13 protein-coding genes are annotated in these 14,183 nt (G+C 70.3%); 7 read left to right on the plus strand and 6 right to left on the minus strand.

Annotated features, from left to right (window positions below):
* Positions 1–102: 102 nt before the first annotated feature.
* Positions 103–804 (minus strand): class I SAM-dependent methyltransferase, encoded by a 702-nt coding sequence (locus ACLVWQ_RS29890; RefSeq protein WP_414112334.1) that lies wholly within the window; start codon positions 802–804, stop codon positions 103–105.
* A gap of 83 nt (positions 805–887) precedes the next feature.
* Positions 888–1,514 carry a DUF3043 domain-containing protein gene (locus ACLVWQ_RS29895; RefSeq protein ID WP_414112335.1) on the minus strand — a complete coding sequence of 209 codons (627 nt, stop codon included), beginning with the start codon at positions 1,512–1,514 and terminating at the stop codon, positions 888–890.
* 371 nt (positions 1,515–1,885) lie between these two features.
* On the opposite strand from ACLVWQ_RS29895, the gene ACLVWQ_RS29900 reads away from it, so the two are divergent.
* The 5 genes from ACLVWQ_RS29900 to ACLVWQ_RS29920 all read left to right on the plus strand — a co-directional run bounded on the left by ACLVWQ_RS29900 (position 1,886) and on the right by ACLVWQ_RS29920 (position 8,656).
* The gene (locus ACLVWQ_RS29900; RefSeq protein WP_414112336.1) at positions 1,886–2,683 is read left to right on the plus strand and encodes a PspA/IM30 family protein; all 798 of its coding nucleotides are present in this window, start codon (positions 1,886–1,888) and stop codon (positions 2,681–2,683) included.
* A 28-nt stretch (positions 2,684–2,711) separates the two neighbouring features.
* A complete protein-coding gene (gene pspAA, locus ACLVWQ_RS29905; protein WP_414112337.1) occupies positions 2,712–2,993 on the plus strand; it encodes a PspA-associated protein PspAA in 282 nt (93 codons plus the stop codon).
* 365 nt (positions 2,994–3,358) lie between these two features.
* Complete coding sequence (locus ACLVWQ_RS29910; RefSeq protein ID WP_414112338.1) at positions 3,359–4,672, plus strand: sensor histidine kinase; 1,314 nt, start codon at positions 3,359–3,361, stop codon at positions 4,670–4,672.
* Positions 4,669–5,346, plus strand: coding sequence for a response regulator (locus ACLVWQ_RS29915; RefSeq protein ID WP_414112339.1), 678 nt, complete (start codon positions 4,669–4,671; stop codon positions 5,344–5,346). Before ACLVWQ_RS29910 ends, ACLVWQ_RS29915 begins: the two co-directional genes overlap by 4 nt.
* Before the next feature lie 202 nt (positions 5,347–5,548).
* The gene (locus tag ACLVWQ_RS29920) at positions 5,549–8,656 is read left to right on the plus strand and encodes an efflux RND transporter permease subunit (RefSeq protein ID WP_414112340.1); all 3,108 of its coding nucleotides are present in this window, start codon (positions 5,549–5,551) and stop codon (positions 8,654–8,656) included.
* Between the two features lie 65 nt (positions 8,657–8,721).
* Here the strand turns inward: ACLVWQ_RS29920 and ACLVWQ_RS29925 are convergent, their stop codons facing one another.
* Together ACLVWQ_RS29925 and ACLVWQ_RS29930 are read right to left on the minus strand one after the other, a co-directional pair.
* Positions 8,722–8,925 (minus strand): DUF397 domain-containing protein, encoded by a 204-nt coding sequence (locus ACLVWQ_RS29925; RefSeq protein WP_414112341.1) that lies wholly within the window; start codon positions 8,923–8,925, stop codon positions 8,722–8,724.
* Positions 8,904–9,752, minus strand: coding sequence for a helix-turn-helix domain-containing protein (locus tag ACLVWQ_RS29930; RefSeq protein WP_414112342.1), 849 nt, complete (start codon positions 9,750–9,752; stop codon positions 8,904–8,906). Before ACLVWQ_RS29930 ends, ACLVWQ_RS29925 begins: the two co-directional genes overlap by 22 nt.
* Before the next feature lie 149 nt (positions 9,753–9,901).
* On the opposite strand from ACLVWQ_RS29930, the gene ACLVWQ_RS29935 reads away from it, so the two are divergent.
* Positions 9,902–10,198 (plus strand): hypothetical protein, encoded by a 297-nt coding sequence (locus tag ACLVWQ_RS29935; protein WP_414112343.1) that lies wholly within the window; start codon positions 9,902–9,904, stop codon positions 10,196–10,198.
* 195 nt (positions 10,199–10,393) lie between these two features.
* On the opposite strand, the gene nadA is transcribed toward ACLVWQ_RS29935, so the two are convergent.
* On the minus strand, positions 10,394–11,578 hold the full coding sequence (gene nadA, locus ACLVWQ_RS29940; RefSeq protein ID WP_414112344.1) for a quinolinate synthase NadA: 1,185 nt from the start codon (positions 11,576–11,578) through the stop codon (positions 10,394–10,396).
* A 361-nt stretch (positions 11,579–11,939) separates the two neighbouring features.
* On the opposite strand from nadA, the gene ACLVWQ_RS29945 reads away from it, so the two are divergent.
* Entirely contained in the window at positions 11,940–12,296 is a 357-nt protein-coding gene (locus ACLVWQ_RS29945) for a HesB/IscA family protein (protein ID WP_414112345.1), read from the plus strand.
* A gap of 173 nt (positions 12,297–12,469) precedes the next feature.
* On the opposite strand, the gene ACLVWQ_RS29950 is transcribed toward ACLVWQ_RS29945, so the two are convergent.
* Positions 12,470–14,044, minus strand: a complete 1,575-nt coding sequence (locus ACLVWQ_RS29950) for a hypothetical protein (protein ID WP_414112346.1) — start codon at positions 14,042–14,044, stop codon at positions 12,470–12,472.
* Between the last annotated feature and the right edge of the window lie 139 nt (positions 14,045–14,183).

The following is a 14,183-nucleotide window of genomic DNA, read 5'->3' on the forward strand; positions in this document are numbered from 1 at the left end:
CCGATCGGCAGGAGGCCGCGACCGGATCGACGGTCGCGGCCTCCTGCCGTACGGGGAGGTCGGGAAGGCGGAAGGCAGGCAGGCGGGCCAGCGGCGGAGCGCTTAGCCCCGTACGCCGCACAGGTGAAGCAGTGCCGCCACCCGGCGGTACGGATCGGTGCGCCCGGCCCGCTCCTCGGCGGCCAGCAGCGCCTCCACGTCGTCCGGCACCGCCGCGTCGTCGGTGGCCGTGTCCGTGAAGACCCGCACCCCGTACCAGGCGTGCAGCGGCGCCCCGATCCCGGCCAGGGTGCCGGTGAGGGTGTCGAGCCCGTCGGCCCGGACGTCGAGCCCGAGCCGGTTCGTGTACGCGCTGGTGTCGAACGAGGCCAGCGCTCCCGGCCAGTCGCCGGCCAGCCCCGGCCGCATGGCCAGCGCGTCGGCGTTGCGCACCAGCAGGGACAGCAGTCCGCCGGGGGCCAGCATCCGGGCGAGCCCCGCGAGCAGCGCGTCGGGCTCCTCGACGTACATCAGTACGCCGTGGCACAGGACCACGTCGAAGCTGCCGGGCAGGAAGTGGACGCCGGTGTCGCGCCCGTCGCCCTCGACGATCCGCACCCGGCCGCGGATCCCCTCGGGCTCGGCGGCGAGCGCCTCACGGGCCACGGAGATCATCGTGCAGTCCTGCTCGACGCCGGTCACCTGGTGCCCGGCCCGTGCCAGCCGCAGGGCCTGCGTCCCCTGGCCCATGCCCACGTCGAGCACGCGCAGCCGCTGTCCCACCGGGAACCGCCCGGCTATCTGCTCGTCGAGCTGCCGGGCCACCAGCTCCTGCCGTACGACATCACGCAGGCCGCCCAGCTTGGTCAGCCAGGCGTCCGCCGCGCCGCCTGTGAAAGGTGCCGCGCTCAGGGCCGCTCTCCGCGCTTGACCTGCGGCTTCGGCAGCCGGAGGCGACGCATCTGGAGGCTGCGCATCAGTGCGTAGGCGACGGCGCCGCGCTTGGGCTCGTCCGGGAAGCGCGCGTTCAGCTGCTTCTTCATACGGATCGCGATGCCGATCGAGTCGACCACGATCAGCACGATCACGAAGAGCCACAGCAGCAGCGCGATGTTCTGCAGCTGCGGGATCCGGACCATGCTCAGGACGAGGATGATCACGGCGAGCGGCAGGAAGAACTCGGCGATGCAGAACCGCGAGTCGATGAAGTCCCGTGCGAACTTGCGCACGGGACCCTTGTCCCGGGCGGGCAGATAACGCTCGTCCCCGCTGGCCAGCGCCTGGCGCTGCTTCTCCATGTGGGCACGGCGGTCACTGCGCTGTCGCTTGGCGGCCTCCTTGCGCGACGTCGTCGAGTTGGCCACGCTGCGGCGCTGGGACTGGGCCTCACTGCGCTTCGGCGTGGGCCGACCCTTGGGGGCCTGCGGGTCACGGGTCTGAGTGGAGTCGGTCACGGACGCCTTGTCGGCGTGGGCCTTCTCATCCTTGGATCGGCTACGGAACACAAAACCCAAGGGTAATGGGTGCGCAGGCATGGACGACGGCCGAGGGGGGAACGATCCGGCAACACCGGTCGTCTGTAGGGGACAGAGAGGCTCGAAACGGGGTGGCGGTGCGCAGCGGTTCCGCCGGTCCACCGGGACGGGCGGGAGCGAGCCGGAAGCGAACCGCGAGTGCCCCCAGGACCGGATGATCCTGGAGGGCGTCCCGGATCGATCCGGATCGAACCCCGGATCGAACCCCGGGGGTCACCTACTCCCTACGCCGGAGCAAGATCGTCATCAGTCGTCCTTGGGGATGAGCGCATCCGTCCCCGAACAGTGCGGTAATGGATGCAGGGCCCGTACTGTGGGTTCTGTTGTAGTCGCTGGAGCTGGAGTCCGTCAGAAGGGGGCGCGCGAAGCCCATGAGCGGTGTCATGAAGCGTATGGGGATGATCTTCCGCGCGAAGGCGAACAAGGCCCTTGACCGGGCCGAGGACCCGCGCGAAACCCTTGACTACTCGTATCAGAAACAACTGGAGCTGCTGCAGAAGGTGCGCCGCGGCGTCGCCGACGTGGCGACCTCCCGCAAGCGCCTGGAGCTGCAGCTGAACCAGCTCCAGGGCCAGTCCTCCAAGCTGGAGGAGCAGGGCCGCAAGGCGCTCGCGCTCGGACGTGAGGACCTGGCCCGGGAGGCCCTGTCCCGCCGTGCTGCCCTCCAGCAGCAGGTGACGGACCTGGAGACACAGCACCAGACGCTGCAGGGCGAGGAGGAGAAGCTCACCCTTGCGGCGCAGCGGCTTCAGGCCAAGGTCGACGCCTTCCGCACCAAGAAGGAGACGATCAAGGCGACGTACACGGCCGCCCAGGCGCAGACCCGGATCGGTGAGGCCTTCTCCGGCATCTCCGAGGAGATGGGCGACGTCGGCATGGCCATCCAGCGGGCCGAGGACAAGACGGCCCAGCTGCAGGCGCGCGCCGGTGCCATCGACGAGCTGCTCGCGTCCGGTGCGCTGGACGACCACTCGGGGCTCGCCAAGGACGACATCCAGAGCGAGCTGGACCGCCTCTCCGGCGGCACGGACGTGGAGCTGGAGCTGCAGCGGATGAAGGCCGAGCTGGCCGGCGGTTCGTCGTCCCAGCAGGCGATCGAGGGCGGTCAGGGGCAGACTCAGTCCCAGCAGCAGCCGCCGCAGGACACTCCGCGCTTCGACAAGCAGTAGGTGCGCGTCCCACGCCGAGGAGGGCGTCATGATCGTACGGATCATGGGGGAGGGACAGGTGAGGCTGGACGACGTCCACCTCACCGAACTGAACGAGCTGGACGACGAGCTCCTCGCGGAGACGAAGTCCGGTGACGAGGAGGGGTTCCGGCGGACGCTCGGAGCGCTGCTCGACGCGGTCCGCCGCCTCGGGGCGCCGCTTGCCGACGACTCGCTGGAGCCGTCCGAGCTGATCCTCCCGTCCCCGGACGCGACGCTGTCAGAGGTCCGGACCATGCTGAACGACGACGGCGGCCTACTCCCGACCTGACCTTCCCGTCCCTGGGGGCTCCGCCCCCAGACCCCCGATCGGCCTGAACGGCCTCGTCCTCAAACGCCGGACGGGCTGAAAGACAGGGGCGAAGCCCCGCTTTTCAGGCTTACCCGCACTTGGCGGTCGGGCGAGGGAAGGCGCGGGCGTTGCCGGGTTTTTCAGGGGCGCGGGGAACTGCGCGCTCAGCATTCAGCCACCTGCACTTGGCGGTTGGGCCGGGGAAGGCGCGGGTGCTGCCCGGTTTTTCAGGGGCGCGGGGAACTGCGCGACCAGCACACACCCACCCGCACCCGCCGATCAGCACAGGCACAGACACCAGCACCCCGTTCCGCCCCCCGCAGGGGCCCGTACCGTAAACAGGTGTGAGCACCCTGAAGCGCGCCCGAGACTGGCTGAGGACCCACCCCCTCGTAGCCGACGGAGTCCTCGCCGCGGCCGTCCTCGCCTGCATGGTCGCCGGCTCCTTCGCCGGCCCGAAAGGCAGCCACGGTCCCGACTGGGGCGCCTACACCCCCGACGCCCTCGGCCTCACCCTCATGCTGCTCGCCGCCGCCGCCCTGGTCTTCCGCCGCAGCAACCCCATGCGGGTCCTCGCCGCGACGGGCCTCCTGTCCGTCGTGGAGTTCGTGACCAGCGAACCCCGGGCCCCCGTCGCGATGTCCGCCGTCGTCGCCCTCTTCACCGTCGCCTCCACCACCGACCGCCCCACCACCTGGCGCGTCGGCCTCCTCACCATGGCGGTCCTGACCGGCTTCGCGATGCTCGCCGGGCCCCTGCCCTGGTACGCCCAGGAGAACCTCGGGATCTTCGCCTGGACGGGCATGGCCGCAGCCGCGGGCGACGCGGTCCGCAGCCGCCGCGCCTTCGTGCACGCCATCAGGGAACGCGCCGAACGAGCCGAACGCACCCGCGAGGAGGAGGCCCGCCGCCGGGTCGCCGAGGAGCGCCTGCGCATCGCCCGCGACCTGCACGACGTCGTCGCCCACCACATCGCCCTCGTCAACGTGCAGGCCGGTGTCGCCGCGCACGTCATGGACAAACGCCCCGACCAGGCGAAGGAAGCACTCGCCCACGTCCGCGAGGCCAGCCGCTCCGCGCTCAACGAACTCCGCGCCACGGTCGGCCTGCTGCGTCAGTCGGGCGACCCGGAGGCCCCCACCGAACCGGCGCCTGGCCTGCACCGCCTCGAAGAACTCGTCGGCACCTTCCGCAGCGCCGGCCTGCCCGTCGAGGTGGCCCGCACCGACCAGGGCACGACGCTGCCCGCCGCCGTCGACCTGGCCGCGTACCGCATCATCCAGGAAGCCCTCACCAATGTGCGCAAGCACGCGGGCCAGCGGGCGAAGGCCGAGGTCAGCGTCGTACGGGTGGGCCCGGACGTGGAGATCACCGTCCTGGACAACGGCCCCGGCGACCACGCGGCGGCCCGCCTGGAGGAGAACGGCGGCCACGGACTGCTCGGCATGCGCGAGCGGGTCACCGCGCTCGGCGGCACCTGCACCGCGGGACCCCGATACGGAGGCGGCTTCCGGGTGCATGCGATCCTGCCGGTCAAGAGCGGCGCGGCACCCGCACCCAAGCCCGCGCCGAAGCCCGCGCCCAAGTCCGCGCCCAAGCCCGCCTCCACACCCGCATCCGCACCCGTGAGCAAGGCATCCAAGGGGAACCCCGCATGACCATCCGCGTCCTGCTCGCCGACGACCAGGCCCTGCTGCGCAGCGCCTTCCGCGTCCTGGTCGACTCCGAGCCCGACATGGAGGTCGTCGGAGAGGCCTCGGACGGCGCCGAGGCGGTGCGGCTCGCGCGGGAGGAACGCGCCGACGTCGTCCTGATGGACATCCGTATGCCCGGCACCGACGGACTGGCCGCGACCCGGCTCATCAGCGCCGATCCCGGCCTCGCCCAGGTGCGCGTCGTCATGCTGACGACCTTCGAGGTCGACGAGTACGTCGTGCAGTCGCTGCGGGCCGGCGCCTCCGGCTTTCTGGGCAAGGGCTCCGAGCCGGAGGAGCTGCTCAACGCCATCCGGGTCGCGGCCGGCGGCGACGCGCTCCTGTCGCCCGCCGCCACCAAGGGCCTCATCGCGAAGTTCCTGGCGCAGGGCGACGACGACGAGCGGGACCCCGCCCGTGCCCAGCGCCTCGAAGCGCTGACGGTCCGCGAGCGCGAGGTGCTCGTCCAGGTCGCCGGCGGCCACTCCAACGACGAGATCGCCGAACGCCTGGAAGTCAGCCCGCTCACGGTGAAGACGCATGTGAACCGGGCCATGGCCAAGCTGGGGGCGCGCGACCGCGCCCAGCTCGTGGTGATCGCGTACGAGTCGGGACTGGTACGCCCAAGGGTGGAGTGAGCTCCACCCGTACGTACTGCGGTCGCGGTATGCGCCGTATAAGGAAACGGGACCTGGGGGCGACGGGTGGCGCCCCACCCATGGCTCAGAGTGATAGGGCGGACGCTCACATGAGTCCCTGGCGCCGCTCTCCGGACTTAAGCCCCACTGCGCCACCGCCCCACCACTCGGACCCAAGCCACAGAAGAGAGACCCGTCACCCATGTCCTGGCTGTCCCGCTTCAGCCTCGCCCAGCGTGCCCTCATCGGGCTGATCTCGATCATCGCGCTCGTCTTCGGGGCGATAGCGATACCGCAACTCAAGCAGCAGCTGCTGCCCACCATCGAACTGCCCGTGGTGTCGGTCCTGGCGCCGTACCAGGGCGCGTCCCCCGACGTGGTCGAGAAGCAGGTCGTCGAGCCCATCGAGGACAACCTCGAAGCGGTCGACGGGATCTCGGGCGTCACCTCCACGGCCAGTGAGGGCAACGCCCTCATCCTGGCCTCCTTCGACTACGGCAACGACTCCGCCCAGATCGTGGCCGACGTCCAGCAGGCCGTGAACCGCGCCCGCGCCCAACTGCCGGACGACGTCGACCCGCAGGTGATCGCCGGTTCGACCGACGACATCCCGACCGTCGTCCTCGCCGTCACCTCGGGCAAGGACCAGCAGGCCCTCTCGGACCAGCTGGACCGTACCGTCGTGCCCGCGCTTGAGGGCATCGACGGCGTCGCCCAGGTCACGGTCGACGGCGTACAGGACCTAGAGGTCGCCGTCACGCCCGACGACGCGAAGCTGGCGCGGGCGGGGCTGACCACGGCCGCGCTCGGCCAGGCCCTCCAGGCGGGCGGCGCGACCGTACCGGCCGGGTCCTTCGACGAGGACGGCAGCAACCGCACGGTCCAGGTCGGCGGTGGGTTCACCTCGCTGAAGCAGATCGAGGACCTGATGGTCACCGGCGAGGGCGGCAAGAAGCCCGTACGCCTCGCCACCGTCGCCACCGTCGCGGAGAAGCCCGCCAAGACGGAGTCCATCACCCGTACCGACGGGAAGCCCAGCCTCGCCGTCTCCGTCACCATGGACCAGGACGGCAGCGCGGTCGCGGTCTCCGACGCGGTGCAGGACAAGCTGCCAGGGCTGCGCAAGGACCTCGGTTCCGACGCCACCCTGACGGTCGTCAGCGACCAGGGTCCCGCCGTCTCCAAGTCCATCAAGGGCCTGACCACCGAGGGCGGCCTCGGCCTGCTCTTCGCGGTCCTGGTCATCCTGGTGTTCCTGGCGTCGCTCCGCTCGACGCTGGTCACCGCGGTCTCCATCCCGATGTCGGTCGTCCTCGCGCTGATCGTGCTGTGGGTGCGCGGCGAGTCGCTCAACATCCTGACGCTCGGCGCCCTGACGATCGCGATCGGCCGGGTCGTCGACGACTCGATCGTGGTCCTGGAGAACATCAAGCGGCACCTCGGCTACGGCGAGGAGCGCCAGGAGGCGATCCTCAAGGCCGTACGCGAGGTCGCGGGCGCGGTCACCGCCTCGACCCTCACCACCGTCGCGGTCTTCCTGCCCATCGGTCTGACCGGCGGTGTGGTCGGCGCGCTGTTCGGCTCGTTCTCGCTGACGGTCACGGCGGCCCTGCTGGCCTCGCTGGTCGTCTCGCTCACCGTCGTACCGGTGCTCTCGTACTGGTTCCTGCGGGCTCCCAAGGAGCTGCGCGGAGCCGACCCGCAGGAGGCACGGCGCAAGGCCGAGGAGAAGGAGGAGCGCAGTCGGCTCCAGCGCTTCTACGTCCCCGTCCTGCGCTTCGCGACCCGTCGCCGCCTCACCAGTGTGGGGATCGCGGTGGTGATCCTCCTCGGTACGTTCGGCATGGCGCCCCTGCTGAAGACGAACTTCTTCGACCAGGGCGACCAGGAAGTCCTCACCGTCAAGCAGGAGCTGAAGCCCGGCACCAGCCTGGCGGCGACCGACGCGCAGGCCGAGAAGGTCGAGCAGCTGCTCGACGGGGTCAAGGGCGTCGAGGAGTACCAGGTCACGATCGGTTCCTCCGGTTTCCTCGCCGCGTTCGGCGGGGGCACGGACACCAACCAGGCCTCGTACACCGTCAAGGTCGACGACTCGGTCGCCTCCTTCGACGACGTCCAGGACAGCATCGAGGAGGGGCTCGGCAAGCTCTCCGGGATCGGTACGACCACGGTCGCGGCCGGTGACGGCTTCGGCAGCCAGGACCTGAGCGTCGTGGTGAAGGCCGCCGACGCCGACGTGCTGCGCAAGGCGGCGGAGCAGGTCCGCGACGAGGTCGCCGAGCTCGACGACGTCACGGACGTCACCAGCGACCTCGCCCAGTCCGTGCCGCGGATCTCGGTCAAGGCCAACGACAAGGCCGCCGCGGCCGGGTTCGACGACACCACCCTCGGTGCTGCCGTGGGCCAGGCGGTGCGCGGTACCACCAGCGGCAAGGCGATCCTGGACGACACCGAGCGGGACGTCGTCATCAAGTCGGCGAAGCCGGCCGAGACGCTGTCCGAGCTGCGGAACCTCAAGCTCGGCCCGGTGAAGCTCGGTGACATCGCGACGGTGAAGCTGGTCGACGGCCCGGTGTCGATGACCCGCATCGACGGTCAGCGCGCCGCCACCATCACGGCGAAGCCGACCGGCGACAACACCGGCGCGGTCAGCGCCGACCTCACGTCGAAGCTCGACGCGCTGAAGCTGCCGGCCGGTGCCACGGCCTCCATCGGCGGGGTGTCCGAGGACCAGGACGACGCGTTCGCGTCCCTCGGCCTCGCGATGCTCGCGGCGATCGCGATCGTGTTCATGCTGCTGGTGGCGACCTTCCGGTCGCTGATCCAGCCGCTGATCCTGCTCGTCTCGATCCCGTTCGCGGCGACGGGCGCGATCGGTCTGCTGGTCGTCACCGGTACGCCGATGGGTGTGCCGTCGATGATCGGCATGCTGATGCTCATCGGCATCGTCGTCACCAACGCGATCGTGCTGATCGACCTGATCAACCAGTACCGCAGGCAGGGTTACGGTGTCGTCGAGGCCGTGGTGGAAGGCGGCAGGCACCGTCTGCGCCCGATCCTCATGACGGCCCTGGCGACCATCTTCGCGCTGCTGCCGATGGCTCTGGGCATCACGGGCGAGGGCGGTTTCATCGCCCAGCCGCTGGCGGTGGTGGTGATCGGCGGCCTGATCACGTCGACGCTGCTGACCCTGCTGCTCGTCCCGACGCTGTACGCGATGGTCGAACTCCGCAAGGAGCGCCGCGCGGCCAAGAAGGCGTCGAAGCGGCAGGCCGCGGCCGAGCCGAAGCCGGAGCCGGCGGGCGTCTGACCGCTGACTGTGCCCCCGTACGCCGGACGTACGGGGGCACAGCCGTGTTCGAGTTCCCTACGCCTTCAGAGAGACGTCTTCAGGGAGTTGACGAACCCGGCCCAGGCGGCGGCTGGGACGACGAGTATGGGGCCGTGGGGGTTCTTGCTGTCCCGTACGGGGATGAGCCGGGGGTGGCCCTCGGCGATCTCGACGCAGTTACCCCCGTTGGTATTGCTGTAGCTGCTCTTGCGCCAGCGGGCGTGGCTCAACTCGGGGGCATGTCGCATGGCTTGTAGTCCTCCATCGCCTGTCGGATCAGCTCCGCCGAGTCGGCCAGGGGGAGGGCGTTGGCGCGCAACACCTCATACTGCCGCCGCCACCTCTTCACCGTGTCGCGGTCCTCGTAGAGGTGACCGGCCAGGATGCCCTCCTCGTAGGCGACCGTGGAGCCGTTGGGGAGTGTCAGCAGGGTCAGCCCGCCGCCGCCCATCAACGAATGCGGACCTGCGCTGAACGGCAGCACCTGAACCTTGCTGTCCGGAGTATCCACCTGGTCGAGCAGCCGAGCCAGTTGTTTGTACATGCCTTCGGCGCTCCCGATCTGTCGTCGGAGCACCGACTCGTCGATGATCGCCCAGCGCAGCGGAGGCGAGTCCGACCGCTGACTCTCCTGGCGGGCCATGCGTGCGGCGACTCGTGCCTCAACCTCTTCTTCAGTCAAGTCGTCCTGGCAGCGAAGCAGTTCACGGGCGTGTTCCTCGGTCTGGAGGGGGCCGGGGACGAGCTGGGACTCGTAGTTCTCGATGACCTCCGCGTGGTTCTCGAAGTCCATGAACCGGCGGTACTGGTCGGGGTGGGCCTCCCGCCTGGCCAGTTGGTACAGGCCATGGAAGTGCTTGTCCGTCCCGAACGCCGCGTCGAGCCGGGACGGCAGGTCGGGCGGCGGCATCAACTCCGCCGTCTCGACGCGCGCGAGCGTGCTCTTGCTGGAGTTCACGATGCCCGCGAGCTGTACGAGTGACAGGTCCGCGTCCTGGCGGCAGCGGCGCTGCTCGGAGCCGAAGTAGTGGCGGGCGGACAGGTACGGGGTCAGGGCCTGCGGTTGGAACGTCACTGGTCTCACCTCTCTGTTGTCCCGTTCTCGACCTTGGGACGGGGCGCCCCTGGCGAGGACGTATGTCACACAGCGACGATTGCGACACACACGGTAACTATCGGTGTCCAGGCCCGCTGCCGGGGCTGTTTCGGAGGGAGTTACGCAAGATGATGCGCGACGGATCGGGTGCCCCACTGCGGTTGCTGCCCTGGACCACGCCGGAGGGCGCCCCGTGCTACCTCAGCACGGACGACTCCGGCAGCCGCCTGTCCCGTATGGCCGACGAGTTGGAGGCGGACCTGCTCGACTCGGCCGAGTTCGTCCTGACGGAGTCGAAGCCGCTGCTCGCGGAAATGGGCGTGGGGGAGTGGGAGTTGCGCTTCACGGGAGTGCGCCTGGCGGAGGCACTGGGGGACGCACTGCGGATCGCCGCGAGCCGCGGGGCGCGGTTGCCGGAGAAATGACTCCGTCAAGGGCGGTGGGCAGGTCGATGCCGGGACGCGTACGGATCCGGCGATGTGTTGTTCTTTCACCGCGCCGGCGAGTCGGCCGCAGCACCGACTGAGGTGTCGGTGCCACGGCCGTCCTCTTCACGTGGCCAGGATTCGGGCCACCGCCCACTTCTCCGCGCCCGCAGGCACCTGGACGCTGTCTGCGGGCTACGGCAGCGCCAGCATCCGCTCAAGCGCCAGCTTCGCGAACTGTTCCGTCTCGCGGTCCACCTCGATGCGGTTCACGAGGGTGCCCTCGGCCAGGGACTCCAGGGTCCAGACCAGGTGGGGCAGGTCGATGCGGTTCATGGTCGAGCAGAAGCAGACCGTCTTGTCGAGGAAGACGATCTCCTTGTCCTCGGCGGCGAAACGGTTCGCCAGTCGCCGGACGAGGTTCAGCTCCGTGCCGATGGCCCACTTGGAGCCGGCCGGAGCCGCCTCCAGCGCCTTGATGATGTACTCCGTCGAGCCGACGTAGTCCGCCGCGGACACGACCTCGTGCTTGCACTCCGGGTGGACGAGCACGTTCACCCCGGGGATCCGCGCGCGCACGTCCTCCACCGACTCCAGCGAGAAGCGCCCGTGCACCGAGCAGTGCCCGCGCCACAGGATCATCTTCGCGTTCCGCAGCTGCTCGACGGTCAGGCCGCCGTTCGGCTTGTGCGGGTTGTAGAGGACACAGTCGTCGAGCGACAGACCCAGGTCCCGTACGGCGGTGTTGCGGCCCAGGTGCTGGTCGGGCAGGAAAAGTACCTTCTCCCCCTGCTCGAACGCCCAGTTCAGCGCCTTCTCGGCATTGGACGACGTGCAGATCGTGCCGCCGTGCTTGCCCGTGAACGCCTTGATGTCCGCGGACGAGTTCATGTACGAGACGGGCACGACCTGCTCGGCTATCCCGGCCTCGGTCAGTACGTCCCAGCACTCGGCGACCTGCTCGGCGGTGGCCATGTCGGCCATCGAGCACCCGGCGGCCAGGTCGGGCAGGACCACCTTCTGGTCGTCGGAGGTCAGGATGTCCGCCGACTCGGCCATGAAGTGCACACCGCAGAAGACGATGTACTCGGCCTCGGGGCGCGCCGCGGCGTCCTTGGCCAGCTTGAAGGAGTCGCCCGTGACATCCGCGAACTGGATGACCTCGTCGCGCTGGTAGTGGTGGCCGAGGACGAAGACCTTGCTCCCGAGCTTCTCCTTGGCCGCGCGGGCGCGCTCCACCAGGTTCGGGTCGGACGGCGAGGGCAGGTCACCGGGGCACTCGACGCCGCGCTCGCTCCGCGGGTCGGCCTCGCGGCCGAGCAGCAGCAGGGCGAGGGGCGTCGGCTGTACGTCGAGCTCCTGGGTCTGGGCGGTGGTCACGACACACACCCTTTCTGTTCTGCGGCTCGCTTGGATCGACCGACTGGAGCGATCAAGCAGGACCACGCCTTTTCGTCGAAATGACGTTATCTATCATATCCGCTTCACGTCACTTTGACGACGCCCATAACGTCTATGTGACGTGAATCCCGTCGGGTCCGCGGGGCCCGGTCCACGGGTCGCCGCCGGCCGGTCCACGGGCCTGGTCCAGACGGTTGTCCACAGGGCGTTTTCCGCTTCCAGGCGGGTGTGCGAGCATGAAGAGAGAGCCAAAGACACCCGCTCGGCCCGGAATGAATCCGCGGCCCCGGCGGTTGCAACCGTCGGCAAGCAGTCTCCGTACAACCCGGGAGAGAAGCAGATGTCCGTATCGGACGAGACCACCACCGTGAGCGACGGCATCCTCCTGTCGGACGCCGCCGCGGGCAAGGTCAAGGGCCTGCTCGAGCAGGAGGGCCGCGACGACCTGGCGCTGCGCGTCGCCGTTCAGCCCGGCGGCTGCTCCGGCCTGCGGTACCAGCTCTTCTTCGACGAGCGCTCCCTGGACGGCGATGTCGTCAAGGAGTTCGGCGGCGTGAAGGTCGTCACCGACCGCATGAGCGCTCCGTACCTGGGCGGCGCCTCCATCGACTTCGTGGACACCATCGAGAAGCAGGGCTTCACGATCGACAACCCGAACGCGACGGGCTCCTGCGCCTGCGGCGACTCCTTCAGCTAGGACCTGTCCGGCTCTGCCAGGACTGTCCGGTTCCTGGTCCAGAGCCGTTCGGAGCGGCACCCCGAGTGACGCGGAAAGGCGGCGCCCCCTCCAACGGGGCGCCGCCTTCCGCGTACCCGGAACCGGTCGGCACCTGGTCCGGGCCGTGCCCGGTCCCGGCCGTGTCGTCACCCCTAAGGGTTCGGCAGGTCCTTCTCCGGCGGTACCGCCTTGCCGTCCGAGCCGACCACCTCGCGGTCCCCGAGCGGCTTGTCGAGCGCGACCTTCTCGTGGAAGACCTTGGCGATCATGATGCAGACCTTGTCCTGCCACGGCTTGCCGGTCACCCGGACCGTGACCTTGCCGTCGGCCTCCTTCGCCGAGGCCGCGTAGTCGCTGCACACACCGCCCGTGAAGCGCACGGTCAGCTCCTTGCCGTCGACGCTGTAGCCCTCGACCCGCACGTCCTGGGTCCTGGGCGCCGCGCTCGTCCCGTCACCGGGCCCGCTCGGCCGCGGGCTCGGGGCGGTCCCCGGCGGCCGCGGAGCGGTCAGGTACTTCGGGTCGACCGCGGGATGGGTCACGGTGAAGCTGTCGTCGGCCCCCGAGGGCCGTACCTCGAAGAGCCAGGACGGCACCAGCGCCTGCCGGCCGCCCTCCACGGAGTGCGTGGCGAGCCCGAACACCGCGCCCTCGACGACGACCGGCTCGGCCTTCGGTGCCGCGCTCGACGTCGAGGTCTCGCAGGGAGACTCGTTCTTGTCCTTCAGCGGTACGGGGCTGGCGCAGCCGCCGATGCCCACGCGCCCGTCGCCCGTCCCGGACCCGTTCAGCAGGTCGAGCGTCTTCTCCGCACCGAGGACGGGGTACGTGTCGGTCTTCACCGGCGCCTTCAACTGGCCGCTGCCGCCGACCACCTGACCGTCCGGGCCGATCTGGACGCCGGTCGTCCAGCCGTAGGTGGGCAGGCCGCCGATCCTCGGCTCCGCGTTCACCACGCGCACGGCGCCCATCAGCTGCCCGGCGTCGAGTTTCGCGTCGTCCTGGCCGACCGCCTTGAGGACGGGCGAGGCGGCCTTCTTCGCGGCGTCCGCGCTCACGGGGTCCACGTCGGCACCCTTGGCGCTCTCGTTCGCGGCCTTGCCCCCGTCCGCGCCCCCGTCCGCACTCCCGTCCCCGCTCCGGTTCGCGCAGGTCGTGGTGCCCTTGCAGTTGTCGGTGCCGGGCGCGAAGCGGCTGAAGGTCCAGGTGCCGGGCGCCTTCCTGCTCACTCGCAGCCCGGGGCCGAACGCGTCCTTCGTGGCACCGACCTTCCAGGCGTCGCCCTCCGTCTTCGGGGTGCCCTCCACGCCCAGAGCCTTCGCGAGCCGTGCCACCTCGGCCGCGCCGACCGTGCCCTTCGCGCGGTAGACCGCCGCGGAGGAGGGGCCGTCGGGCAGTTCGCCCTCGGCGCGGTAGGTCGCGCCGCTCGGGTCGGGCTCGCCGGGCGCGATACCGCCCGTGCCCGCGGTGCCGCTCGTGCCGCTCTCCGTCCAGCCGTCGAGAGCGAGGAGCGGGGGAGTCGCGTCGCCGCGCGGTGTGCCGGAGCTGTCCTCGCCACCGGAGCCGCTGGAGCCGCCGGACGTGGTGGCGGCGAAGTACGCCCCGCCGCCACCCGCGAGCAGCACCGCTGCCGCCACCGAGGCGACGGCCACCGGCGAACGCCGCCGGCGCGGCCGGTCCTCGTCGGCGGCCGTGGCCGCGTCGTTGTCGGGTCGCTCGGTGTCCACCGCATTGCTCCTTCTGCCACGCCGCCGTCGTCCCACGGGACCCGTCCCTGACCGGGTCAGGGCAACAGCGGGGTCGTATCCTGCCTCCCCTTTACGGGGGACAGCGATGGGACGCGGCGGAGGAGCGTGCGGTTCCCTT

The organism is Streptomyces sp. CWNU-52B (assembly GCF_047444975.1).
GTDB lineage: Bacteria > Actinomycetota > Actinomycetes > Streptomycetales > Streptomycetaceae > Streptomyces.

What these genes read in the sequence shown, in the direction of transcription:
- ACLVWQ_RS29925 (WP_414112341.1), bottom strand. Translation starts at nt 8,925, where the DNA reads ATGCGACATGCCCCCGAGTTGAGCCACGCCCGCTGGCGCAAGAGCAGC.
- pspAA (WP_414112337.1), top strand. Translation starts at nt 2,712, where the DNA reads ATGATCGTACGGATCATGGGGGAGGGACAGGTGAGGCTGGACGACGTC.
- ACLVWQ_RS29935 (WP_414112343.1), top strand. Translation starts at nt 9,902, where the DNA reads ATGATGCGCGACGGATCGGGTGCCCCACTGCGGTTGCTGCCCTGGACC.
- ACLVWQ_RS29900 (WP_414112336.1), top strand. Translation starts at nt 1,886, where the DNA reads ATGAGCGGTGTCATGAAGCGTATGGGGATGATCTTCCGCGCGAAGGCG.
- ACLVWQ_RS29895 (WP_414112335.1), bottom strand. Translation starts at nt 1,514, where the DNA reads ATGCCTGCGCACCCATTACCCTTGGGTTTTGTGTTCCGTAGCCGATCC.
- ACLVWQ_RS29920 (WP_414112340.1), top strand. Translation starts at nt 5,549, where the DNA reads ATGTCCTGGCTGTCCCGCTTCAGCCTCGCCCAGCGTGCCCTCATCGGG.
- ACLVWQ_RS29915 (WP_414112339.1), top strand. Translation starts at nt 4,669, where the DNA reads ATGACCATCCGCGTCCTGCTCGCCGACGACCAGGCCCTGCTGCGCAGC.
- ACLVWQ_RS29945 (WP_414112345.1), top strand. Translation starts at nt 11,940, where the DNA reads ATGTCCGTATCGGACGAGACCACCACCGTGAGCGACGGCATCCTCCTG.